Source organism: Candidatus Clostridium stratigraminis (assembly GCF_045310675.1).
GTDB classification, from domain to species: Bacteria; Bacillota; Clostridia; order Clostridiales; family Clostridiaceae; genus Clostridium_AT; species Clostridium_AT stratigraminis.
In genome coordinates this window covers 44,036-69,465 of record NZ_JBJHZZ010000001.1, presented here as the reverse complement: position 1 = coordinate 69,465, position 25,430 = coordinate 44,036, and the positions used below count along the sequence as shown (strand labels likewise).

The following is a 25,430-nucleotide window of genomic DNA, read 5'->3' as shown; positions in this document are numbered from 1 at the left end:
AATTAAATATCTTTTGGAACTTTAAAATAAAACATCACTCCTAGATCTGTATTTTTAGCTCCAAAACTATAACCATGATGAAGCAGTATATTTTTAACTATAGAAAGTCCTATACCAGTGCCCCCTAGTTTTCTATTCCTTGATTTATCTACCTTATAGAATCTATCCCAAAGCTTAGGTAAATCTTCTTCCGGAATATTAGAGCCAGTATTCTCAATTCCAATTGATATATCCTTTTCTTCTTCTTTTGTGTTTATATAAATATGACCCTTATCTTCAACATGCCTTATAGCGTTAGTAATATAATTGGTAAGCACCTGTTCCATTCTATTCCAATCTGCAAAAACTATTACTTCTTCAGCAAGGTTTATTTCTACAGAAATTTCTTTTTCATCTAAGATTGCTTCATATTTATTCAAGGTGAGTTTAATAAGCTCTGTAATATTAAATTTTTGTTTTGAAAGCTTAAAGCTTCCCGATTCTAAATGGGATAAATCAAGCATTTCGGACACCAAATTTCCCATTTTTTCTGTTTCGTCTATAATAATATCAAGATAATAGTCCTTATCTTCATCTTCGAATATATTATCTTTTAAGCCAACAGCATAGCCATCTATGAGTGTTATTGGAGTTTTGAGTTCATGAGATACTGAGGCAACAAATTCCTTTCTCATTTTCTCCAAATTTCTTTCCATTTCAATATCTTTTTCAAGTTTTGCATTAGCTTCTTTAAGGGATGTCAATGCATTACCTAAATTTTCAGAGAGAAAGTTAAGTGAAGCAGCAACATTGCCAATTTCATCCTTGCTTTTAACTTCACACTTTTCATTGAAGTCTAAATTGGCCATCTTAGTTGCCACTTTATTTATCTTTACAAGGGGTTTTGCAATCATATTAGAGTATATTAAAGAGAGAATTACAATTATAAAAATAGCTCCTATGCAAAAGTAACCATATAAATCTTTAATAACTGAAACAGCTTCATTAACAGGCTGCAAGGAGGTTACAGCAAATATAACTTCATTCTTCTCTTTATCTGCTGTTATATAAAATATGTCTTTTACCGTTCCGTCTATGGTACGTGGCATCTCTGTAATGGAGCCATTACTCTGCTTTAAGTTTGCAACCATTCCATTATCACTTGCAAAGGCTTGGATAAATTGAGTTAATTCTCTTGTTTTACTTAAGTCTGTTCTAATTTCAGAACTTTTTGTTAAAAATTTTAGCCTATTTGAGCTATCTAAAATAACTATTTTTATATTTCCATTAGTCTCATATTCATCAATTAATTGAGCTGATTCATCATCGCTTTTAGTTTTGTCGTATTCTGTTTTAAACCTATCTATAGTTACTGCTAAATCAGTTTTTTTCCTGTATACATAAAATCTCTCAAAGAAAAGAGATTGAATAAGCAGGGTACCAATAATAAATATTGCAAAAATAAGAGCTGTTATTGCAAATAATTTCTTTGTTATGCTCATATTATTTGTGATTTTATTTCTTATACTAATTAAAGTTCTTTTCATCATGTTTTCCCTCAAAAATATATCCTGTGCCTCTTACTGTTGAAATTAAAGAAGCTTTTTCACCAAGCTTTTCTCTTAGTCTTTTTATATGACTGTCCACTGTTCTATAATCCCCATAAAAATCTACACCCCAGATATAATCTAAAATTTTTTCTCTGGTTAAAACTATTCCCTTATTGTTTACGAAATATAGTAATAAGTCATATTCTTTCGGTGATAAACTTAGAGTAGAACCATCTATGGATACTTTATGAGAGAGCTCATCTATAGATAATCCATCAAAAAAATGTTCCTTCTTAGGTTGAGTGTCTGAATAATAAGTTCTATTAAGCAGTGATTTCACCTTTGCGAGCAGCAGCTTCATATTAAAGGGTTTTGATATATAATGATCTGTTCCAAGTTCAAAACCAATTAATTTATCTTCGTCTTCTGCCTTTGCAGTTAAAAAAATAATTGGTACATTTGAAGTCTTTCTAAGCTCCCTGCAGGTTGTAAAACCATCCATTACTGGCATCATTACATCTAATATAACAAGTTGTATACTATGGCTTTTAAATAGATTAAGTGCCTGAGCACCATTTTCTGCCTCTATTGTTTCATAGCCTTCTTTTATTAAATAAGCGCATATAAGCTTTCTCATTCTATCTTCATCATCTACAACCAAAATTTTTTCTTTCATTTTCAAAATCTCCTTAAAATAAAACACGAAATATAGCCTATTACACAAAACTCTTAAAGTAATATATCTACATACCCTTCAGCGTCTTCGGTGCTTAACCTATATTCCGTGTTTATCATTACTTATTCAAATCTTAAGGCATCGATTGGGTTTAATTTGGAAGCCTTATTTGCAGGGTATATACCAAAAATTATACCTACTACTACTGAAAAAATAAAGGCTTCTATTACGATACTATTCGACATTAATATTACTTTGCCAAAAAGCTTTGGTCCAAAATAGGAGCCTAAGTATCCAAGGAGAACTCCAAGTATACCTCCTAAGCTGCTTATACTTGCTGCTTCAATTAAGAATTGCAGAAGAACAGTTCTTCTCTTTGCCCCAATTGCCTTTCTAATTCCAATTTCTCTTGTTCTTTCAATAACTGATACAAGCATTATATTCATTATACCAATACCACCAACTAGCAGTGATATTGCTGCTATACCGCCCAGCATTGCTGTCATACTTTGATTGGTAGCATTTGCAGTATCTAAAATACTTGTTTGATTCATTACTCTATAATAGTTTCTTGAATTTACACTATTATCATTACTAATTTTATATTTATTATTTAAGAATAAAGTTAAATATGACATTGCCTCATCCACTGTATCCTTACTCTCTGCCTCTATATAATAGTTACTAATTTTTGTTGTTTGAAGTAATCTTTCTCCTGTAGAAAGGGGAACTATAATTCTATCATCGCTTGAACCCATAGCTGAGGTACCTTGAGATTCTAAAACACCAACAATAGTAAATTGGATTCCATTTATATACATAGTATTTCCAACAACATTTGTATTACCAAAAATATTTTGTGCAGTTTCAGGTCCTATTACAGCAACCTTAAATCTATTATCTTCATCTCTTTGATTTATAAACCTGCCAGAAGCTACATTAATTTTTCTTATTTCAGAATAATTAGGTGTAGAAGCTTCCAAGGAAGTTGTTGCACTTTTATCTCCTGCTTTAATATTTACACTGCCTGAACTTAACTGCGGTGCTATTTCCTTTATGCCAGGCTGAGTCTTTAAATCTGCAAGTTCTGAATCTGAAATTGAGGCAGTTCTTCTTCCAGTAATAGTTACTGTAATTAAATTTGTTCCTAATTTTTCTATTTGATCACTTATCTGTTTTTGAGTTCCCTGACCCATTCCAACTAATATAATTACAGAGGATATACCTATAATTATACCAAGCATTGTAAGAAAGGATCTCATTTTATTGTTCCATACAGAGGATAATGCCATCTTTACTAGTCTACTAAATTTCATGCTCCCACCTCACTCACTGATAAAGTGTCCGAGGTTATAATTCCATCCTTAACAGTAATCATTCTTTTTGCTTCTGCAGCTATTTCCTTATCATGTGTTATCATAACTATAGTATTACCTTCTTTATTTAAATCCTTTAACATTTGTAATACTTCTTTACCAGTTTTACTATCTAAGGCTCCTGTTGGCTCATCTGCAAGTATTATTTGTGGTTCAGTTGCAAGTGCTCTTGCTATGGCAACTCTTTGCATTTGACCTCCTGAAAGCTCAGAGGGTTTATGCTTTAAATGAGTGGTTAAACCAACCTTTTCAAGTGCGGCCTTTGCCTTTTCTCTTATTTCTTTATTGGGATAACCTAGATACATAAGTGGTAATTCAACATTTTCTAATATATTTAATTTAGGCAGCAGATTGTAATTTTGAAATATAAAGCCAATTTTCTTATTTCTTATTTCTGCTAATTTATTATCGCTGCATTTTGTATTTAACCCGTCCAATATATATTCTCCATTGGTAGGGGTATCTAAACAGCCAATAATATTCATAAGAGTTGACTTACCAGCCCCAGATGGTCCGACAATAGCCACGTATTCCCCCTTAGAAATACTTAGGTCAACTCCATCTAGTGCTTTGAAGGTACTGCTGCCCATGTTGTAAGCTTTTTCTATATTGGTCATTTTAATTATTTCTTTATTTGAATTCTCAGCCATAGGACCCTCCTGTATTCCTTATTCTGTATACTGGGTAACCTATACCAGCCGATTTCCATCGGCTAGGTTACCCGTAAAAGTCCATTTAGGACTTTTACCTGTATTCCTTATTTGTTCTAGTCTCCTTTTGCAGCATTATTTCCGCCTGCAGCATTGTTTCCGCCACCGCCGCTGCCTTGTCTAATGAAGGTACCACCGCCGAAATTACCTCCGCCTAAGCCACCGCCACCGAAGCTGCCGCCTAAACCATTTTTACTTGAACTGTTAGTACTTGAGCTTGTTTGAGGCAATTGTATAAGGACCTTATCTCCATCATTTAAACCTTCTGTAATTTCAACATAGTTTTCATTTTCAAGACCAGTTTGTACTCTTACTAATTTACCACCACTTGTTGCGCCATAACTGCTGTTGCCTGTTCCTGTTCTTCTATTCTGACCGCTGCTTCTTTGCTGCCCATTGCTTCCAGCTGGTTGCCCGTTACTTCCGTTTGTTGATTGTCCATTATTCCCATTTGTTGATTGTCCATTATTTCCAGTGTTGTTTTGAGTATTTGAATTATTATTTGAAGATCCTGCATTGGAAGTTGTGCTGCTTGAAGGAACCATAACAAATTTTTGTCCATTTCTATCAATTACAGCCTCAGATGGAACAACAAGTGCATTATCCTTACTATCAACTTGAATACTTACATTTGCATTCATTCCAATTTTAATTCCAGTTGGATCTGTAATATCAACAATAACATCATAGGTAGTTACATTATTATTACTAGTTCCTGTCTGAGCAATTGTTTCTACTGTACCATCAAAGGTTTTATCTTTAATAGCATCAAAGTTAATTTGTGCCTTTTGTCCTAGTTTAACCTTATCTATGTCAAGTTCATCTACCTGAACTTTTATCTTAAGTGAGTTCATATCAACTATTGAAACCACTGCCTTACCAGGTTGTACAGAATCACCATTTGAATTATTTACAGCTGTAATTACACCTCCTATTGGAGCAGTAACTACGGCTTTACTTAATTGTTCGTTAGCATAGCTTAATTGACTTTGGGCATCAGTTAGACCTAATTGATCCATAGATACTTTATTTTGAGCACTTGTAACAGAGTCCTGAGGATTTTGATTACTTTGCCCTCCATTTTGTGATGCATTTTTGTCATTAGAACTTGAATCCGTAGTATTAGCTGCTGCTGTAACAGCTGCTTGAGCATTTGTCAAAGCTTGCTTGTCGCTTGCCAGAGTTAGATTTTGTTTATTTAAATTATTTTGTGCTGAAGTAACACTCTTCCTCAAATCATCGCTGTCTGAAGTAAAAAGTTTTGCTCCAGCCGCTACCGTATCCCCTATCTTTACATTTAAATCCTTTAAGGTTCCATTATTATTAGCCATTATATCCTTAGATACTGCTGCATATGCAGCTCCAGTTCCTTGAATATTTACCTGCATATTCATTGTCTTAGCATTTAAAGTTAAATACTGACTTGCAGCTTTAACTGGTTTTGCTGCAATAAATTTATTGTAGCCATAATAGCCTCCAAAGCCTACACAAGCAACTATAACACACGCTATTATAGTTTTAATTAACTTACTTTTCATATTGTTCCTCCCATTTGATTAAAATATATGATTTATGATTCCAAAATTAATATCTTATTGCAATGTAATTATTTTATTGCCCCTTAATGTTTTTTTAGTGGCAATATTGTTAACAATTTATGAAGAAACTTGGGGACGGTTAATTACTAAGTTGCCTTTGCTTTTATTATTATAAAATTATATTTAAAATTCAGAAAGGCATTAACCGTCTCCAAAAACGTGAAAGGAATTAACCGTCCCCAAATTTAATTTTTTTAAAATCAATACAATTTTCTTTGAAAGTTTGGATACACTAAAACTACTTAAATAATATCTCCAATAGGATCTTTGGAATTTACTTTACTTAAAGGAGTTGTTTTGCTTGATAATTGGTATAAAAGTTAGAAATAAAATTTTAATGATAATTTTGTTTTCATTATTACTTACAACAACTTTTAATATTAGATATGAAGCTGTAAGAGCTGAGCCCTTAAAGCCATCTATTGATGATAAGCAGATTAAAGCTGAAGTTGAGAGAATATATGCTATTCGCTCCTCTGCCTTTGTCTCTGGAGACTTGTCTCCTGTTAAAGAATTATTTGATACCTCTCAAAAATATGGCAAATGGGCGCTGGAACATGAAACTAAAAGAATTAAATATCTTAATGATTGGGCAAATGAAAGAGAAATAACCTTTGGTAATGTGGAATCTTATGTTAGGATTAAAAAGATTTATCCAAGAGGAAATATTATCAAAATAGCATTAGAAGAGTCCTATAAATTTGACTATGTTTATAATAATGATGAGGCTTCCCCTGTTAATTCTTTTGGAGTCGGCATAAGACATACAGTGAGCCTTATTAATAAAAACGGTGCTTGGGTCATTTATAACGATTGGTATACTGACTGCTTTGAAGATGCACTCCAATCCTACACTATTGAATTACCTAGCTCTGCAATCTCCTTTAATAAATTCTCACTATTATCTAAAGATCTATTCTCTTTTAGTAATAGAAAATATTATGACAGACAAAATGCAGCGGCCTACGCTGACAAGTACTGCGGTGCTGCATGGGGCAGCGGAAATAATTTTAAATATAATAAAAAATATAACGATTATAATGGAATTGGTGGGGACTGCACTAATTTTGTTTCCCAGGCACTAGGAGATAAAAACGGCGGAGGTCTACCTTTAAGCGGAGGCTGGGTTCCTCATTCTAGTGCGTGGGTAAATGCGGATGCGTTTAAGAATTATCTCATTTATTCTGGTAAGGGAAGTTTAATTAAGATAGGTACCTTTAAAGAGCTTACCACCTCACAAAACGGTGCCACGCCCGCAATCACCAAGCTTCAGATAGGCGATTTAATTTGCTATGAAAAAGGCAGAGGTAATATAGATCATTTTGCAATAGTCACAGGTTTTGATTGCCATGGCTATCCCTTGGTAAATTCCCATACCACAGATAGATATCACGTGCCTTGGGATCTTGGCTGGGGAGATAAAAAGATTAGATTTTTATTAATCCACATAAACGGATAGTAAATGTAATTGTTTGTCTTTATTCTAGTATATAAAGTAATAGCTATTAATTTTATAAATTAAACAAAAATGTTGTGTTTTTATTTATTTAACTAAAAACACAACATTTTTTAATTATAACTTGAATTTACTTACTTCATTTATAATAGTTTTTGCCATTTCATTTAACTGTTTAGAGGTATTTGCCACCTCATCTGATGAGGCTTCCATCTCTTCAGTTGATGCAGAAATTTCTTCAGAAGAAGCAGATACTTCTTGTGCAACTGTTGATACCGCATCCAATCTATTTATAATATTATCTTTCCCGCCATTTAAGCTTTGGGCTGAAGTATTAACCTCTTCTATTTGTATAATAACCTCATTTATTGCCATTAAAATTTCTTCATAAGTTTTAACTGCAGTATTTATTAATGTCATTTGGTGTTTGAATTCATCATTTACTGTATAAGCACTGTTCTTAATATTACTGCTTTCCTGTGATACTCCAGAAATTAATTGGCTTATGTTATCAGAAGATACTTTGCTTTGTTCAGCAAGTTTTCTTATTTCATCCGCAACAACTGCAAACCCCTTTCCCGCCTCTCCTGCTCTTGCTGCCTCTATGGAAGCATTAAGTGCTAAGAGGTTAGTCTGCTCTGCAATACCATTTATTAACCCAGTAATCTCGTTTACCTTATTTATGTTTTGATTCAAGTTCATAATTCCATTTATAAAGGAATTAAATGTACTGCTGATATTTTCGATTGAAAGTGTCAAATTAACCATATTATTATTGCCGCTTTTAGTCATTTCATTTATTTTTCTTGAATTATTATCAACATTCCCTATAGAATGAACTATGTTATCAAGCTGATTTCCAAAGTCATATAATACTTTTGATACTTCCATTAAATCATCAGCTTGTGAGCTGGTACCACTAGCCACCTCGCCAATAGCAGCAGCCACATTCCTTGAAGACAATGACATTTCATCAGAAACTGAACTTAACTTTATTGCACCCTGATCCAATAAAGTTATTTTATCTTGTATGGTTTTTATCATATTCGAAACACCATCTAAGGTCTTTCTAAGTGTTTTTTTCATTATTCCGAATTCATTATTACTAAATTCATCTATATGAACGGTAAAGTCACCGGTTGATACAGCTTCTAAAGTAGATATCATATTCTTTGATGCCATTTGAACCATCTTAATAACTATATAAGCTATAACGAGGAACATAATAAATGCCGCTATTATTATGGCTAACATAGTGTATAAACCACTTTTATAGGCCGCAATACTTTCAGTTCTTTTAGTATTAGCTTGGTTTTCATTATATTGTGCTAAATTCTGCAGTAAGGTTTCAATTTTCGTGCTTATGTCTGCTAAATGAGAGCTATCAGATTCATTAAGCTTTTCAGAATTACCTGTTTGCACTACAACATTATCCCAAATATCAAAAAAACTCTTTTCGAAACCATCTAGTTCATCTAGCTTAGTCTTTTCAAAACTAGAAATATTTATTTTTCTATATTCTTTTTCAGAATTCTCCATATCCTTTTTATACATATCTACTGTTGAGGAAGTATTAATATCTAACGCTCCTAATGCTGCCTTGCTTACTTCTAAGTCTATCTTTAGAAAGTCACTTCTCATATTACCTGTCATACTTACAGGCACTAAATTATTATCCAATACATATTTTAAATTGTCATTAATAGTTTTCATACTCCAATAGCCCACTGCCCCTATTACTATTAATAAAACTGCTGCAAATATACTTATAATTTTAAAACTAGTGGTAATTTTCAAATTCTTCAATGATTTCATCATTGCGCCCCCAATTATCCAAATTATTAATCTATTATAGCATATATAGTAGTAATTTGCATATATTTGCTAATTGAAGTCACATTTAAATATTAGCTGATAACTTCATATATTTGAGGTTTTTCTTCATAGTTAACAATATCATCTATTATGTATAAAGGCCTATTTTTGCTTTCATCAAACATTCTTCCAATATACTCCCCCATCATTCCGAGAGATATGAAAACAAGGCCAAACATTGTTAAGCTTATTGCAAACATAAAATATATGTTTATAGGATTCACCTTATTAATTAAAGCCCTTATTAATACACCAAAGGCTGAAATTATTCCTATTGAAAATATAATTCCTCCAAAATAGCTGCCTACTATAAGTGGCTTGTTTGAAAAGGAGGTAATTCCATCGAATGCTAATTTCATCATCTTTTTAAGAGGATACTTAGTTTCTCCTGCAAATCTTTCTTGCCTTATAAATTCTACTGAGCTCTGTTTAAATCCAACCCAGCTCACAAGTCCTCTAACATATCTGTTTTTTTCAGGAAGTGAATTTAAGGCATTGCATACCTTTCTGTCTATAAGTCTAAAATCACCTGTATCAACAGGAATATCAATACTAGTCATACTTCTCAAGATTCTATAAAATCCTTTAGCAGTAAGCTTTTTTAAGAAGCTTTCTCCCTCCCTTTTAGCTCTCTTACCATAGACTACCTCATACCCCTCCTTCCACTTCTCAATCATCTGCAATATAACCTCTGGTGGGTCTTGAAGATCTGCATCAATAACTATTATTGCTTTACCAGCTGCCATATTCATACCTGCTGTAATTGCAGCCTGATGTCCAAAATTTCTTGAAAAATTAACAAGCTTTATTTTCCCATCTTTTTTACATATGTCTTCTACCATTTTTTTAGTTAAATCCTTGCTGCCATCATTTACAAAAATAATTTCATAATCCTCATGGGTCTCATCCAATACTACTTTTAATCTTCTGTAACTTTCATTAATAACAAGCTCTTCATTATAAAGTGGAACTATTAAAGAATATATTTTATTAATCATACTAACACACCACCTCATTGATATTATTCCCAATTTATTTATAATTAAGTAGCATCCATATGACTTATGTAATAAGTTATATGGATGCTGCTAGTATTATTCAAATCTTAACGCATCTATGGGATTTAGCTTCGAAGCCTTATTAGAGGGATATATTCCAAATATTACCCCTACTATTACAGAGAATAAAAATGCAACTATTACTATATTGCCTGAAATCAATATTGTTGTATTAAAAAATCGCTGTCCTACATAGGAACCTAAATATCCAAATAAAACTCCTATTATCCCACCAAGTCCACTTACACTTGCTGCTTCAATTAAAAATTGCAAAAGTATATTTCTTCGCTTTGCTCCAATTGCTTTTCTTGTTCCTATCTCTCTAGTTCTTTCCACTACTGAAACAAGCATAATATTCATTATGCCTATACCACCTACAATTAGTGAAATTGCTGCAATTCCAGCTAGCATGGAAGTCATGCTCTGAGTTGTTGACGTTGCTGTGTCTAATATACTAGTTTGATCCATAACTCTATAGTAACTTCTGGTGTTTGTAGTGCTGTCAGCTCTGAAGGCTTATGCTTTATATGTGATTCAAGATCTACTTTTTCAATGGCCCTTAATACCTTTTCCTTTATCTTGCTGCTAGAGTAGCCTAAATATAATAGCGGCAGTTCAATATTTTGAAAAACATTAAGTTTTGGGAGCAGATTATAATTTTGAAATATAAAACCAATTTTTTTATTTCTTATTTCTGCTAGTTTATTATCACTGCAGTTTGTATTTAATCCATCTAAAATATATTCCCCATTTGTAGGTTTATCCAAGCAGCCAATTATATTCATAAGAGTTGACTTCCCAGCACCAGAGGGCCCTACAATAGCTGCATACTCTCCTTTACTAATGTTTAAGGTAACACCATCTAATGCTTTATAGGTACTGCTTCCCATTTTATATACTTTCTCAATATTAGTCATGGTAATAATATCTTTATTAATAAAACCATCCTCCATATCCACACCTCCAAACACCTTAATTTTTAGCACCGCTGCTATTGCTGCCCTGTGTTCCGTTACCCCCATTGCTGCCTTGAGGCATTGGACCGCCATTTCCGCCTTGAGGTCCCCCAAAATCACCCATGTCTCCTCCGAAACCTCCAACCGCATTGCCTTTATTATTGCTATTTGAAGTACTTGCTTGTATTAATTTTATTTGAACCTTATCTCCATCTTTTAATCCATCAGTTACTTCTATATAGTTTTCAGTTTCAAGTCCAGTCTTTATTGAAGTTAAATTACTGCTTTGACTATTTTGTGAATTTGCATTACCGTTGGTTACAGCTGCTGAGCTGTTATTGCTTACTAACCTAACAAATTTTTGCCCATTATTTTCAACTAAGGCATCTGCAGGTATTACTAGCGCATTATCTTTACTTTCAACTGAAATAGTAACATTTGCATTCATACCAAGCTTTATTCCTGCAGGATTTTTAATGGCTGCCACCACATCATAGGTTGTAACATTATTTGATGGAGTACCCGTCTGAGCAATTGATTCCACTGTTCCCTCAAAGGATTTATCTTTAATAGCATCAAATTTAATTGTTGCTGCCTGTCCTACCTTTACTTTTCCTATATCAAGTTCGTCAACAGCAACCTTAACCTTCATAGAACTCATATTAACTATAGTAAGTACACTCTTTCCTTGTGACACGCTATCTCCGTTAATATTATTTACTGCAGTCACTACTCCGCCAATTGGAGCAGTGACAGTCATTTTATTTAATTGGCTATATGCATCATTTAGTTGAGACTGTGCATCACTTACAGATATTTTATCCATTGCAACCTTGTTATCATCTACTTTTTCAGCACTTTCATCAGTTGTTAAGGTTAGCTTCTGCTTAGTTAAATTATTTTGTGCACTAGTAACTGCTTTTCTTAAGTCATCACTATCAGCAGTATAAAGCTTTTGCCCTGCAGTAACAGTATCACCTACTTTAACTGTAAGACTCTTTAAAGTTCCATTATTATTTGGAGCTACATCCTTAGTTCCAGCAGCATAGGCTGCACCTGTACCTTGAATAGTAACTTGCAGATTCATTTTTCTTGCAGCTACTGAATAATACTGACTAACTACCGTAGAAGCCGGTTTGTTAGCTAGGGTCTTATATCCATAGAAACCTCCAAATGCAACACCAACAACAATTATTCCTGCTATAACGGCCTTAATTAATGTACTCTTCATTATAAATTCCTCCTCTTAGTGGTCACGACTGAGCGGTTTGAAATTACTAGCCCACTGCCACCGGCAAAGTGTCCGTTAAATTTCATCTTATATCCATATAAAGAATTATAATTTTTAATTGTTGCACTATTATCAAAAACTAATGTGAACATTATGTGAAAGTGGCATCCATTGGCTTATGACTTACTTCTTGTATAATATGTTAAAATAAGTAGAAGCCATATGACTTATTTTATAAGTCATATGGCTTCCATCGGATACTTAATTATGAAGCTTACACCATTTTCTCTATTTACAGCTGTTATTTCACCCCTATAAAAGTCTATAATCTTTTTAGAAATTGCAAGCCCAAGGCCGAAGTTTCCAGTTTTGTCCTTATATAGATTATTAAAAATGTGAACTAAACGCTCTTCATTAATATTAGGACCATCATTAAATATTTCTAAAACAGCAAAAGCACCCTCTCTTTTTAATGTTATGCAGATCTTCTCCTTTGCATATCTAAGAGCATTATCCAGTATGTTTTCAATGGCAACCTGAAGCTTTTCTTCATATCCATTAATACTTAAATTCTCTAAATTAAGATTCCATTCTATATTACTGTTTACTAATTCAAACCTGTTAATAATATGAAGTAAAAAATCATGTAACTCAATTTCATTGCTTTCAGTATTATTTCCCAAAACATAATCTAAGGTATTTAAATACAAAAGCTGTTTAATTTTCTTCTCTAAGCTTATAGCTTCATCCCTTATAATTTCTGCAGTTTTTTCTACTGAATCAATATACACGCCATCTATAATTGCATCTGCATGACTCATAATAACCATAACAGGGGTCTTTAAATCATGGGATATGCTTTGGAGAAACATTTTTTCTTCTTCATCTGCATGACTTAATTCCCTTTGCATACGATTCATAGACTCTGCAAGCCTGCCAATTTCATCTTCATTTTTTAATTTTATAGATTCTTTCCAGTCCTTATGAGCTATCTTGACTGTATATTCCTCTAGTTCCTTAAGGGGCTTTGAAATATAATTAGCTACAAGTTTTGCTGTTAGAAACCCAATGGCAATAAATACTATTCCAATAACAAGCATTGAATATAATAAACTATTGTCTTGAAGATTTGGCATATAAGTAACCAAATAGGATTTTGTAGCACTGCTGCTATCTATTGAGCTTATGATAAAGATAAAATTCATACCATTATAATCAGCTTTAAACTGTTTTTCATAAATATTATCTTCTTTTATAAAGCTTGCCATCCAGTTCCTTGCAGCATTGTCATTGCCATGAAATCCAGGAGGTGGATTATTACCCTGATCATGAGGCACATTCATTTTATTATTAATATCATTAATCTGAATTTGTTTGCTGCTGTCCATTTTCACAATAAAACTATCGCTTCCGCGCAAATTCTTTAACTCATCAAATCTAGTTGGCTGATTAAAATTATTGCTTTTTAATAATATATCATGAGCAACCTTTAAATCTTGAGCCTTAGCAATATCGCTCATTCTTCTAAATGCAAATAAATATAATAGTGAAATACTACATATTATTACAAGAATTATAGCAGTAAAGGTAGTCCATATTCTCATAGTTAAGGATTTAAACTTTAGTTTTCTCATAGTTTTACCACCAATTTATAACCGTAGCCATATACTGTTTCAAAGTTTAATCTATCTACTTTTTTTCTAAGTCTTCTTATTGTATCATCCACCACTCTGTCTGAGCCAAAATAGTCGTCTCCCCATACATTCACTAGAATCTGCTCTCTGGAAACTACAGTATTTTTATTCACCACAAAATAATTTAATAATTCAAATTCCTTATTCGTCAATTGTATTTCTTCATTTCCTAGTAAAACAGTTCTCTGATTCTTACTTATTCTATAGTCTCCTATACTTAGAAGAATATCTACAGCTTCTTCATTTACCTTACCATATATTCTTTCCATTAATTTATTAACTCTAATAACCAATTCTCTAGGCAAAAACGGCTTTGACAGGTAATCATCACTGCCAAGTTCTAATCCCACCACTCTGTCAAGCTCCTCATTTTTAGCAGACATAAATATGACAGGAGTATTTTTGTTATACTGTTTAATTGACTTAATTATTTCGTAGCCATCAGTATCAGGCAGCATTATATCTAATACCCATAAATCTGGCAAATATTTTATCTTTTCAATTGCGGAATTTCCGTTTGCAAAGGTAGTTACTTCATAGCCTTCCTTTTGCAAATATTTTTCCAGCAGAATATTTAAACTTTTCTCATCTTCCACAAGATAGATTTTTCGTGACATACCTATCACCTCAATAAAGCTGTTTTAAATTAATTATATTCTAGCATAAAATTAACGAAACATTTTAGATAAATTATGTGAAAAATATGTGTTTCACTAAAACTTGAAAGATTTACTGAATACACTTTGTAAATATTAATATGCTATAATATATAGATAAATATTATGATGAAATCAGCATATTTCTACAGATATTGTAATTTACATAAATTTAGTCTTCTCATAATTTAATATATTTCATTAAAACAGGAAGTGGAAAAATGGATTTATTTGATATAGCAAATGAAAAAAATAACTTTAAGCTGAAACCACTTGCAGAAAGAGTTAGACCAGAAACCTTAGAGGATTTTATTGGACAGGAGCATTTACTTTCAAAAGATAAAATGCTATATAGAGCAATAACGACAGATAATATATCTTCAGCTATATTTTATGGACCTCCAGGAGTTGGCAAAACAACTCTTGCAAGGATAATAGCAAATAAAACAAAAGCCAATTTTGTAGAGTTAAGTGCCGTATCAGCAGGTACAGCTGATGTACGAAAAATAGTACAGGAAGCAGAAAGCAATCTAAAACTCTATAGCATAAAAACAATACTTTTTTTAGACGAGGTGCACCGCTTTAACAAATCTCAACAGGATTCTCTTCTTCCATGGGTTGAAAAGGGAATTATAACCCTAATTGGTGCAACAACTGAGAATCCTTATTTTGAGGTAAACAATGCTTTACTTTCTCGCTCAATGATCTTTCATCTAAAGGCTCTAACAGACGAGGATGTAATTAAGGCTCTTAAGAATGCACTGAAGAATCCTAAGGGTCTAGGTGATTTATCAATTTCTCTAGAAGATGAAGTTCTTAAGTATTTTGCAGTTCACAGCAATGGAGATATAAGAAAGGCCTTAAATGCCTTAGAAATGGCCGCTAAGACCTCTAAAAGAGCAGATAATAAAATCATTATTACTGTAGAGGATGCTAAAGAATGTATTCAGAGAAAAATGACCCTCTACGATAAAAATGGAGATAATCATTATGATACTATTAGCGCCTTCATTAAATCTATGAGAGGCAGTGACCCAGATGCAGTTGTATTTTATTTGGCTAAAATGCTGGATAGCGGTGAGGATCCCATATTTATTGCCAGAAGAATTGTAATCTGTGCATCAGAAGATATTGGAAATGCAGACCCTATGGCTCTAGTTGTAGCCACAAGTGCTATGACTGCAGCTCAAGTAATTGGAATGCCTGAATGCAGAATTAATCTTTCTCAAGCAGCCATTTATGTGGCCTGTGCGCCTAAATCTAATGCCTCATACTTTGCCATAGATAATGCACTTGAAGATGTTCGCAAAAATAGGGATTCAGGTATTCCTCCTTATTTAATGGATGCTCACTATAAGGGAGCTGACCGTTTGGAAAAGGGACAGCATTATCTTTACCCCCATAGCTTTGGTGGTTTTGTAGAACAGCAGTACCTCCCAACCTCACATAAGGATAAGGTTTATTACAGCCCTACAGAAAATGGAACAGAGCTGCGAATTAAAGAAAGGCTTAATAAATTATGGGGAAACAAAAAGAGATAGTATAGTTTATAAAAATAACAATGGAATATAAGCAGAAATGTTTGTACTTTTATGTAAGTTAAAGATTACTAGGAGGAATAATGCGTAAATACATTTTTATAGGTTTAGGCGGATTATTTGGAGCAATATTGAGATATTATATAAGAAATATACAACTCTATCACTATAATGGAACATTTCCTTTAAATACTTTCATAATAAATATTACAGGAAGCTTTCTACTTGCATTTATTCTAACTGCTGCCCTTCTTGTAAAGGAATTTGATTCTGATATTAAGCTTGGAATAGGTACAGGTTTTATTGGAGCATATACTACTTTTTCTACAATGTGCAAGGAAACTGCTTTATTAATAAACAGAGGATATTTTATTTCAGCTGCATGTTATATTTTACTTTCAATAATTTTAGGACTTGGTGCGGCATATTTGGGTACTGCCGCAGCAAGAATAGCTTCTTATAAGCAGGCAGATGCAAAATGGCATCAATGGGTAACTGCAGAAGAAACTGCTGCTGATTTAGAGGAGGAGGCTGAATAAGATGGATTACCTTCTTGTTGGAATTGGCGGGGCCTTTGGAAGCATTGTAAGATACAAGCTTGGAAAGGTAATTTCTTTAAAATCAAAAACTAAGTTTCCCTTGGGAACCTTTATAATAAATATTACCGGAGCCTTTATACTTGGAATAGTAAGTTCAATTGGGGTAAGTGCTAATTTAACTCATCTTCTAGCAGATGGATTTTTAGGTGGCTATACCACATTTTCAACCTTTATGTATGAAGGTTTTAACCTTTTTAATGAAAAGGAAAAACTTAATGCCTTTACTTATATTTTAACTTCTTTGATTTTAGGAGTAATAGGGTTTATTATTGGTACAAAAATAGGTTTTTTACTAAAGTAAATAATAAAGGTAAAATGATAATTTAAATTTATCATTTTACCTCAATATTAAAATTTTATGTTTTATTTTACACTAAAAAAACTGGAAATTATTTAAATTTTTAACTTTCTATATTTCTCTTGTAATTAAAATATTTTCTTCCCCAACCTAGTGCTACATTAACCAGTCCTATCATCACTGGTACTTCAATTAGCGGACCTATAACTGCAGTAAAAGCTTCCTTTGATTGAATTCCAAAGACTGCTACAGCAACAGCTATTGCAAGTTCAAAATTATTACTAGCTGCCGTAAATGAAAGACTAACTGTTTTAGGATAGTCAATTCCAGATTTATGGCTAATAAAGAAGGAAACAGAAAACATTATAATAAAATATATTACAAGAGGTATTGCAATTCTCACAACATCCATAGGTAGTTCTATAATGTATTTACCTTTAAACATAAACATAATAACTATAGTAAATAATAATGCAATCAATGCTAGTGGGCTTATCTTTGGTATGAATTTTTTAGTATACCATTCAGTTCCCTTAGCTGGTTCTAATAATAATCTCGTTAGCATTCCACCAATAAATGGTATACCAAGATAGATAGCTACTGAAGAAGCAACCTCCCCCATTGAAACATGAACTGCCATGCCTTCTAGTCCAATCCACCTTGGTAATACTGTGATAAATATATAAGCAAAGATTGAGTAGAATACCACTTGAAATATTGAATTAAATGCAACAAGTGCAGCTGCATATTCATTATCACCATCAGCCAAGCTATTCCATACAATTACCATAGCTATACATCTTGCAAGTCCTATAAGTATAAGCCCTACCATAAAATGTGGGTAATTTCTTAAAAATACTACAGCTAGTGTAAACATTAGCACTGGTCCAATAATCCAATTCTGTACTAGTGACAAAGTTAATACCCTAGGACTTCTAAAGACCTTTCCTAACTCTTTATAATTTACCTTAGCAAGCGGTGGATACATCATTACAATAAGTCCTATAGCAATTGGAATAGATGTAGTACCTATTGAAAGTGAGGATAATACATTTGAAAGACCTGGGAACACCCATCCTATTAATACTCCTAGTGCCATAGCCAGAAAAATCCACAAAGTTAGATATTTATCTAACCAAGCAAGTCTTCCTTTTTTATTACTCAAAATTATCCCTCCTTTTAGTTAGAACATTGGTAGTCTAATTGTCGATTACTCCTTCGCAAACTACCATTAAATTTCTTCATTATAATTTATTTCTTTATTCTTAATTCTTTGAGCTAAATCTTTAACTTTTTCTTCTATCTTCTTAGCAGTTTTAATAAATTCCTCATCACTTTTACCTGAAGGATCATCTAAACCCCAATCTTCTTCATGCCTTGAAGGTAAGAATGGACAAATTACATTACAACCCATTTTAACTACTATATCTACATCTGGTAAATCTGTAAGAAGTTTAGACTTCTGTGTCTTATTCATATCTAGCCTATATAAATCTTTTACTATTCTTACTGCATCTTGGTTTATCTTATCCCTAAGTTCTGTCCCTGCAGAATATGACTCAAACACGTCTGCAGCGTAAAGCTTTCCCAGTGCTTCTGCCATTTGAGATCTACATGAATTATGAACACAAATGAAGGCAACTTTTGGTTTCATAAAAAATAATCCTCCGTTCATCAAATTTTCACTAAATTAAGTAATTCTCTATTATAAATTCTCTAGCTTTTCTCCTTTAACTTCATCCTGAAGCCATTCTATAACTGCAAAGTTACCGTGAGATATCTCATTCACCTTATTAATCCACTGTACTTCATTACTTGCTTTTACCTGTAATATAGCATTGTCTGTATTAGCTGCATAGAAGCTTGAATTTATAACCCACCATTTGCTGTGAATTTCAGCCCTGGTTAAATCCTTCTGCAGTCTCAAAGCCTCATAGACTGGAGTTGTTTCAGCTAAAGTTACAATAATAACCTCTGTCTCCTCTTCATTTCTAAGCTTAGGCAAAAGCTTTTTTACAGACTCTGGGATATCTCCTTGTGATCGCTGTATTTCTCTATTATAACTTTGTGTTGAATCTAAGAGTAATAACGTGTGGCCAGTTGGTGCTGTATCTATAACTACAATTTCATTTTCTGACTTTTTCACAATTTCTGCAAAAGCTCTGAATACCGCAATTTCTTGTGTGCAGGGCGACCTTAAATCTTCTTCTACATAAGCGATATCCTCTTCACCCATTGTCTCTCTTGCTTTATTTAGTACTTCTTCTTGATACTTTGCAAGTTCCTTTTTTTCATCAATATTACTTAATGTAATGCCATAACTTTCATCTAATACAAACTTTAAATGTGCTGCCGGGTCAGTAGTTGTTAAATGTACCTTCTTACCCTTTTTAGAGAGGCCTAAGGCAATTGCAGCAGCTATAGTTGTTTTACCTACTCCACCTTTTCCCATAGTAAATATAACTTTTTTCCCACTATTATATAAATCATCTATAACATTATTTAGTTTAGAAATATTATTAGTGTTTAGTGTTTCTTTATTTAATTTAATATTATTATTCTTTAAAAACGCTCTTACATTTTCAAGACCAGTTATGTTGTAAGGTCTTAGAGGTATTTCAAAGGTTTCAATATCTTTAATACCCACCGGAATGTCCTCTAATGACTTTTGTTGTTTTTCAAAAATAGCATGAGAAAGCTTATCATCGGATTCCTTAAGCACTCCATTAATTATTAAAAGCTGATTTTTAACTCCTATATCCTGAAGCTCTTTAGAAGCTCTTTCTGCTTCTATTAATGGTGAAGTTTCCGGACGTGATACAAGTATAAGTGTTGTTTTTTCTCCATCAGATAGTGTCTTAACCGCGTTTTTATAAACATCTTTTTTATCCTCAAGCCCTGAAAGCTGTCCTATACATGATGCTCCATGAGTGCTTTCACTGATAAAATTGCTCCAGGCAGATGGAAGTTGAAGCATTCTTAAAGTATGCCCTGTTGGTGCAGTATCAAAAATAATATGGTCAAACTCTAAAGCTGCTTTTTCATCAGTTATAAATCCTGAAAATTCATTAAAGGCTGCTATTTCAACAGTACAGGACCCTGATAGTTGTTCTTCCATATTTTTTATTACAGACTCAGGCAGTTTACCTCTATATGGTGCTAATACACCTTCTCTATATTCTGCTGCCGCTTCCTCAGGATCAAAGTTAGCAACTACAAGATTAGGAACTTCCTTTATTGCTACACCTTTATTGTTAAGTTTAGCGTTAAAAACATCCTGAAGATTAGAAGCAGGATCAGTACTTATAAGCATTATTTTTTTGCCTTCATCAGCTAAAGTTACAGCCACTGCACAAGCTGTTGAAGTCTTTCCAACTCCGCCTTTTCCTGTAAAGAACAAATATTTAGTTAAATTAATATCTGATATATTGAAATTCTTAAACATAATATTTCCGCCTCCTAGCAGCATCCATCGCCTTATTCACAGACTTTAGAAGGTTTTTTTATGGAAATCTTTAAATAATCTCCTGGTATTTCAAGAAGGCTGCAGAATTCTTCATTTGTAGGATAAGCTTTTATTTTAACTATTTCACCATCTACCATAGTAATTGGCAGAACTTCTACTCCTTCCTTAAGAAGCATTCTATTAACTACTTTATTGTCAACATAAATTTGCGGATTACTTGTAAGATTGTGCCTTTCAACAACTATACCATTGCTTTTAAGATTGTTTAATAAAGTAGCTACTCTTAGAAGATCTTTATCTACTGACGGTCCGCAAACTCCAGTAGAACAGCACATAGCTGGGTCAAAAATAATCATTTTTTTCATAATCTTTACCTTCCTTATTTACATTCACATTTAGATTTACCCTTGCAGATACAATCATCTGTATCTGATATTAGATTCATAAGAAATATAATAAGCTTATTACAATTAGTTGTATTAAGTGAATAATGGCTCCATAATCCATCCTTCCTGCACTTAACTAAACCGCAGTCCATTAGCACTTTCATATGATGTGAAAGTGTTGGCTGAGTAAAATTGAATTTTTCAAGTATCTCGCAGGCACATCTTTCTCCACAGGATAGAATATCAATTATTTGCAATCTATTAGAATCAGATAAAGCTTTAAAAAGCTTTGAATTTTCTTCATAATTCATATTCATTTTGGCACCTCCTATATAGATGAATGTCTATATATAGTATAAATGACTATCTATATACTGTCAATTTAATTATTGAAAAGTTAAAGCTTGTTTAATTTTATATAAATTATCTTCTATATTAATTTATTGTATGCTCCTATTGCCTATTTGTTATAACAATTTAAATTAAAAATAAATAGTGCAGATCTTTATCAGATTTGCACTATTTGAATGTAAAATTATCAATTAATTTTCTTGTAAAAGTTTCTCCATGATAGTAATATTAACAAATTTACCATCCAGAATTCCTTGATTTACATAAGTTCCAACTTCTCTAAACCCAGCAGATCTATAAAGCTTTTTACCAACTTCATTATACTCAAAAGTACTTAAAACCAGCTTATGAAAATCTTGCTCTTTAGCTATTTTTAATAGAAAATCTAGAAGCTGCCTTCCTATTCCCTTACCTCTCATAGTTCTTTCAACATAGATTGAAATATCCCCGACTCCACTATAACAGCACCTTGAATTAAATATATTTATGGAAGCCCATCCTCTTACTATTCCTTCAGTATCTTCAATTACAACTACCTTATATCTTTCAGTTCTGCTAAGAAACCATTCTTTCATCTCATCTATATCTCTTAATCTAGTTTCTAAGGTAGCAATCCTATCCTCAATACCTTGATTATAAATTCTAGTTATAAATGATATGTCCTCAATTTTTGCTTTTCTTGTCCTAAATTCCATTTAACCACCTACTTATATGCTTTTACATGTGCTCCAGCATACGCACCATCTAGTTTTTTAGCATCTATTTTACTATATACTTTACCTAAGTTTTTTTGTTTTGCTATATCTTCGATAATTTCTTTAGTATAAATATTTACTGGTGTAATCTCTACTTCCTTAAAACCAACCTTTTTTAGTATATCTTCATATACTTTAATATCCAATGCTCCCGAAATACATCCTACCCACATTTCAGCGTTTTGTCTTAAATCTTCAGGGACTTCTTTTAATTGAATAATATCTGCAATAGCAATTCTGCCTCCTTGTTTTAAAACTCTATAAGCTTCTTTTAATGCAACCTCCTTATCTTCACAAAGGTTTATAACACAGTTTGAAGTAATAACATCTATGGTTTCACTTTCAAGTGGAATATCCTCAATATAGCCTTTTATAAATTCTACATTCTTTACTTCCATCTTTTCTTTATTTTTATTTGCTAATTTAAGCATTTCATCTGTCATATCAAGGCCATAGACTTTTCCTTCTTCACCTACATATTTAGAAGATATAAATGCATCAATTCCTCCACCACTGCCTAGATCTAAAACCGTCTCACCTTTCTTAAATGCTGCTAAAGCAACAGGATTAGCACATCCTAAAGATGCATTTACAGCATCCTCTGGTAAACCCTCTAAATACTTTCTCGTATAAATGTTTGAATTATCATTAATACCACCACAGCAAGCAGCTCCACAATCACAGGATATCTTTGATTTATTGCTTACCTTTCTAGCAATTCCACCATAATAAGCCTTAACTTTATCTTTAATATTATTTTCCATTTCTTATGCCCCTTTCATTAACAACATTTATTTTGTTTTGCTGCATTAATGATTAATTGTAAACTTTCTAATACTTGTTCTCTCTTTTCTTCTGGTATGCGAGTAAAAATACTTTGATAATACTGGTCCATGCTGTATTCAATATTATTAAATATTATAATTCCTTCATGAGTTAATTTAATCGATACATACCTTCTGTCTTCATTATCAAGCTCTCTACGGGCCAAACCTGAATCTACTAATTTATTAATAGTTCTGCTCATAGTGCTTTTATCTAAGGTCAATAATTCTGCCAGTTCATTTAAAGATATATCTTTTGCTCTACCTATTTCAACAATAGCATGGCATTGAGATACCGTTGTTCTGCAGCATGTGGCTTCACTTTCTTCTAATATTCCTAAGTTTCTAACAAGAACTCTTATTAGTTCTCTTAAATAGTGACTTTCTTTGCTATCCATATTAACACCTCTAAATTAATTGTAACACAAAACAGTTGCACTATACAACTATTTTTCTTCTAATATTTTCGACAATAATCTTTTAAGAATGTTATAAAAAAGAGTCTGCAGGTTGGTGAATAAATAAACCAAAACCTGCAAACTCAAATATAATTTTATACTGTTTCAAACTGCATATTATAAAGTTCTGCGTAAATTCCGCCTTTTTCTAGTAATTCTTCATGAGTCCCTTTTTCCTTAATGCCTTCTTCAGTTAAAACAAAGATCTCATCTGCATTTCTTATAGTACTTAATCTATGGGCAATTACTATTGTAGTTCTATTTTTTGCTAATTCCTCCAGTGAAAGTTGAATAAACTTTTCACTTTCGTTATCAAGTGCAGAGGTTGCTTCATCCAATATTAGTATTGGTGGATTCTTTAAGAATACTCTAGCAATAGATATTCTCTGCTTTTGTCCCCCTGAAAGCTTAACTCCTCTTTCTCCTACATAGGTATCATATCCTTCTTCAAGGCCCATAATAAATTCATGGGCATTGGCTCTCTTGGCAGCTTCAATAATTTCCTCATCACTTGCATTAGGTTTGCCATAGGCTATATTTTCCTTAATGGTTCCCGCAAACATATAAACATCCTGCTGCACTATACCAATATTTCCTCTAAGAGACCTTAATTTTATGTCTTTTATTTCTATATCATCTATGGTTACATTTCCATCATCTATCTCATAAAACCTAGGAATAATGCTGCAAAAGGTTGTTTTTCCGCTACCGGATGGGCCAACAATTGCTACTGTTTTTCCTGCCTCTATTTTTAAATTAATATCATTTAATATGGTATTTTTATTATTATAGCTAAAGGTAACATTTTTAAATTCTAAAGTTCCCTTCGGATTAATTAGCTCCTTTGCATCCTTTTTATCAACAATGTCAGGGTAAGTATTTATAACCTCTAAAAATCTTTCAAAGCCTGATAATCCTCTTTGATATTGCTCTGTGAAGTTCACCAGCTTATCTATAGGACTTAAAAATATATTTATATATAGTATATAAATAACTAAGTCTGAAACTTGTACACTTCCAAGGCTAATAAAAATACCGCCAAATAACACAACGGAAAGATATAAAATACCTTGGAAGAACCCGTTCATACTGAAAAATCTGCCCATAAGACTATAATTATCTTCTTTACTTCTTAAAAATTCATTATTTCCTTTTTGAAATTTTTTATTTTCAATATGTTCATTTGAGAAAGACTTCACAACTCTTATTCCAGATAAACTATCCTGAACCTGAGCATTTACTATGGCTATTTTTTCTCTGTTTTCTCTAAAGGTTTCCTTCATCTTTTTATTATATCTTACTGAAAAATAAAGCATTGCTAATGTAATAAAAAATAATATTGCAGTGATTTTAACATTGATACCCATAAGAATAATGAAGGAGCCTGCAATTTTTAATATAGATATAAATACATCCTCAGGACCATGATGGGCAAGCTCTGATATATCGAAAAGGTCAGTGACTATTCTTGACATAAGCTTTCCTGTATTTGTATTGTCATAATAGGAAAAGGATAACCTCTGTAAGTGACTAAAAATATCACTTCTCATATCTGCTTCCATTCTAGCTCCCATTATATGTCCCCAGGAGGTTATATAATATTGACAAAAATATCTTACCACATACATTAATAGCAGTGCAGCACCAATAATCGAAACATATCTTATTATTGTAGCCTTATCCTTAATATAAACATCATTTAGAAGAAACCTTACTATAATAGGGAACACCAAGTCAATGGCTGATAATATCAGGGCGCAAAACATATCCATAAAAAACATTCCCTTATAAGGTCCATAATAGCTAATAAATTTCTTTATTGTTTTCATTAAATATCCCCCCTTATTGATACAAAAACACAAATTATATTATATACCAATAAACAAGAAAATGTAATTGTTAATAATTACTTTATCTTTCCAATGCATATTATATCCTAC

Annotated in this window: 24 protein-coding genes and 1 pseudogene; 4 read left to right on the top strand and 21 right to left on the bottom strand. The window is 32.5% G+C overall.

Translation table 11 applies throughout. From position 1 onward, the window contains the following. Positions 1 to 2 precede the first annotated feature (2 nt). The 5 genes from ACJDUG_RS00345 to ACJDUG_RS00325 all read right to left on the bottom strand — a co-directional run bounded on the left by ACJDUG_RS00345 (position 3) and on the right by ACJDUG_RS00325 (position 5,829). Complete coding sequence (locus ACJDUG_RS00345; RefSeq protein WP_406767887.1) at positions 3 to 1,529, bottom strand: ATP-binding protein; 1,527 nt, start codon at positions 1,527 to 1,529, stop codon at positions 3 to 5. Beyond that, the gene (locus tag ACJDUG_RS00340) at positions 1,507 to 2,205 is read right to left on the bottom strand and encodes a response regulator transcription factor (RefSeq protein ID WP_406767886.1); all 699 of its coding nucleotides are present in this window, start codon (positions 2,203 to 2,205) and stop codon (positions 1,507 to 1,509) included. Before ACJDUG_RS00340 ends, ACJDUG_RS00345 begins: the two co-directional genes overlap by 23 nt. A gap of 122 nt (positions 2,206 to 2,327) precedes the next feature. Then, positions 2,328 to 3,521 carry an ABC transporter permease gene (locus tag ACJDUG_RS00335; RefSeq protein ID WP_406767885.1) on the bottom strand — a complete coding sequence of 398 codons (1,194 nt, stop codon included), beginning with the start codon at positions 3,519 to 3,521 and terminating at the stop codon, positions 2,328 to 2,330. Continuing rightward, entirely contained in the window at positions 3,518 to 4,231 is a 714-nt protein-coding gene (locus ACJDUG_RS00330; protein ID WP_406767884.1) for an ABC transporter ATP-binding protein, read from the bottom strand. Before ACJDUG_RS00330 ends, ACJDUG_RS00335 begins: the two co-directional genes overlap by 4 nt. Before the next feature lie 116 nt (positions 4,232 to 4,347). Then, entirely contained in the window at positions 4,348 to 5,829 is a 1,482-nt protein-coding gene (locus tag ACJDUG_RS00325; RefSeq protein ID WP_406767883.1) for an efflux RND transporter periplasmic adaptor subunit, read from the bottom strand. Positions 5,830 to 6,202: 373 nt separating this feature from the next. Between ACJDUG_RS00325 and ACJDUG_RS00320 the strand changes: the two genes are divergently transcribed. Further along, on the top strand, positions 6,203 to 7,348 hold the full coding sequence (locus ACJDUG_RS00320; protein ID WP_406768669.1) for an amidase domain-containing protein: 1,146 nt from the start codon (positions 6,203 to 6,205) through the stop codon (positions 7,346 to 7,348). 114 nt (positions 7,349 to 7,462) lie between these two features. On the opposite strand, the gene ACJDUG_RS00315 is transcribed toward ACJDUG_RS00320, so the two are convergent. From ACJDUG_RS00315 to ACJDUG_RS00285, 7 genes and pseudogenes are all read right to left on the bottom strand, one after another. Then, on the bottom strand, positions 7,463 to 9,163 hold the full coding sequence (locus ACJDUG_RS00315) for a methyl-accepting chemotaxis protein (RefSeq protein WP_406767882.1): 1,701 nt from the start codon (positions 9,161 to 9,163) through the stop codon (positions 7,463 to 7,465). 89 nt (positions 9,164 to 9,252) lie between these two features. Further along, positions 9,253 to 10,218, bottom strand: a complete 966-nt coding sequence (locus tag ACJDUG_RS00310; protein WP_406767881.1) for a glycosyltransferase family 2 protein — start codon at positions 10,216 to 10,218, stop codon at positions 9,253 to 9,255. Between the two features lie 96 nt (positions 10,219 to 10,314). Continuing rightward, positions 10,315 to 10,779 (bottom strand): annotated as a pseudogene (locus ACJDUG_RS00305) (ABC transporter permease); the annotation flags it as partial. Beyond that, positions 10,725 to 11,168, bottom strand: coding sequence for an ABC transporter ATP-binding protein (locus tag ACJDUG_RS00300; protein WP_406768668.1), 444 nt, complete (start codon positions 11,166 to 11,168; stop codon positions 10,725 to 10,727). The gene ACJDUG_RS00300 and the pseudogene ACJDUG_RS00305, both read right to left, overlap by 55 nt. 82 nt (positions 11,169 to 11,250) lie before the next feature. Continuing rightward, entirely contained in the window at positions 11,251 to 12,465 is a 1,215-nt protein-coding gene (locus ACJDUG_RS00295; RefSeq protein WP_406767880.1) for an efflux RND transporter periplasmic adaptor subunit, read from the bottom strand. A 239-nt stretch (positions 12,466 to 12,704) separates the two neighbouring features. After that, entirely contained in the window at positions 12,705 to 14,099 is a 1,395-nt protein-coding gene (locus tag ACJDUG_RS00290) for a sensor histidine kinase (protein ID WP_406767879.1), read from the bottom strand. Next, positions 14,096 to 14,776, bottom strand: coding sequence for a response regulator transcription factor (locus tag ACJDUG_RS00285; RefSeq protein WP_406767878.1), 681 nt, complete (start codon positions 14,774 to 14,776; stop codon positions 14,096 to 14,098). Before ACJDUG_RS00285 ends, ACJDUG_RS00290 begins: the two co-directional genes overlap by 4 nt. Positions 14,777 to 15,036: 260 nt before the next feature. Here ACJDUG_RS00285 and ACJDUG_RS00280 point away from each other — a divergent pair, with 260 nt between their 5' ends. The 3 genes from ACJDUG_RS00280 to crcB (ACJDUG_RS00270) all read left to right on the top strand — a co-directional run bounded on the left by ACJDUG_RS00280 (position 15,037) and on the right by crcB (ACJDUG_RS00270) (position 17,253). Beyond that, positions 15,037 to 16,356 carry a replication-associated recombination protein A gene (locus ACJDUG_RS00280; protein ID WP_406767877.1) on the top strand — a complete coding sequence of 440 codons (1,320 nt, stop codon included), beginning with the start codon at positions 15,037 to 15,039 and terminating at the stop codon, positions 16,354 to 16,356. 80 nt (positions 16,357 to 16,436) lie between these two features. Then, positions 16,437 to 16,892, top strand: a complete 456-nt coding sequence (gene crcB / locus ACJDUG_RS00275; protein WP_406767876.1) for a fluoride efflux transporter CrcB — start codon at positions 16,437 to 16,439, stop codon at positions 16,890 to 16,892. 1 nt (position 16,893) lies between these two features. Beyond that, entirely contained in the window at positions 16,894 to 17,253 is a 360-nt protein-coding gene (crcB, locus tag ACJDUG_RS00270; RefSeq protein ID WP_406767875.1) for a fluoride efflux transporter CrcB, read from the top strand. A 100-nt stretch (positions 17,254 to 17,353) separates the two neighbouring features. Here crcB (ACJDUG_RS00270) and arsB read toward each other — a convergent pair whose 3' ends face one another. The 9 genes from arsB to ACJDUG_RS00225 all read right to left on the bottom strand — a co-directional run bounded on the left by arsB (position 17,354) and on the right by ACJDUG_RS00225 (position 25,319). After that, complete coding sequence (arsB, locus tag ACJDUG_RS00265) at positions 17,354 to 18,415, bottom strand: ACR3 family arsenite efflux transporter (protein WP_406767874.1); 1,062 nt, start codon at positions 18,413 to 18,415, stop codon at positions 17,354 to 17,356. A gap of 66 nt (positions 18,416 to 18,481) precedes the next feature. After that, positions 18,482 to 18,904 carry an arsenate reductase/protein-tyrosine-phosphatase family protein gene (locus ACJDUG_RS00260; protein WP_406767873.1) on the bottom strand — a complete coding sequence of 141 codons (423 nt, stop codon included), beginning with the start codon at positions 18,902 to 18,904 and terminating at the stop codon, positions 18,482 to 18,484. Positions 18,905 to 18,955: 51 nt separating this feature from the next. Then, positions 18,956 to 20,695, bottom strand: a complete 1,740-nt coding sequence (arsA, locus tag ACJDUG_RS00255; RefSeq protein WP_406767872.1) for an arsenical pump-driving ATPase — start codon at positions 20,693 to 20,695, stop codon at positions 18,956 to 18,958. Positions 20,696 to 20,727: 32 nt separating this feature from the next. After that, positions 20,728 to 21,081 carry an arsenite efflux transporter metallochaperone ArsD gene (arsD, locus tag ACJDUG_RS00250; protein ID WP_406767871.1) on the bottom strand — a complete coding sequence of 118 codons (354 nt, stop codon included), beginning with the start codon at positions 21,079 to 21,081 and terminating at the stop codon, positions 20,728 to 20,730. A 14-nt stretch (positions 21,082 to 21,095) separates the two neighbouring features. Next, positions 21,096 to 21,419: an ArsR/SmtB family transcription factor gene (locus tag ACJDUG_RS00245; protein WP_406767870.1), complete on the bottom strand. Its 324-nt coding sequence runs from the start codon at positions 21,417 to 21,419 to the stop codon at positions 21,096 to 21,098. A 225-nt stretch (positions 21,420 to 21,644) separates the two neighbouring features. Next, positions 21,645 to 22,148, bottom strand: coding sequence for an arsinothricin resistance N-acetyltransferase ArsN1 family A (locus ACJDUG_RS00240; protein WP_406767869.1), 504 nt, complete (start codon positions 22,146 to 22,148; stop codon positions 21,645 to 21,647). An 8-nt stretch (positions 22,149 to 22,156) separates the two neighbouring features. Continuing rightward, the gene (gene arsM, locus ACJDUG_RS00235) at positions 22,157 to 22,972 is read right to left on the bottom strand and encodes an arsenite methyltransferase (protein ID WP_406767868.1); all 816 of its coding nucleotides are present in this window, start codon (positions 22,970 to 22,972) and stop codon (positions 22,157 to 22,159) included. A gap of 17 nt (positions 22,973 to 22,989) precedes the next feature. Next, positions 22,990 to 23,430: a MarR family winged helix-turn-helix transcriptional regulator gene (locus tag ACJDUG_RS00230; RefSeq protein ID WP_406767867.1), complete on the bottom strand. Its 441-nt coding sequence runs from the start codon at positions 23,428 to 23,430 to the stop codon at positions 22,990 to 22,992. A 155-nt stretch (positions 23,431 to 23,585) separates the two neighbouring features. Continuing rightward, on the bottom strand, positions 23,586 to 25,319 hold the full coding sequence (locus ACJDUG_RS00225; RefSeq protein ID WP_406767866.1) for an ABC transporter ATP-binding protein: 1,734 nt from the start codon (positions 25,317 to 25,319) through the stop codon (positions 23,586 to 23,588). Positions 25,320 to 25,430 lie beyond the last annotated feature (111 nt).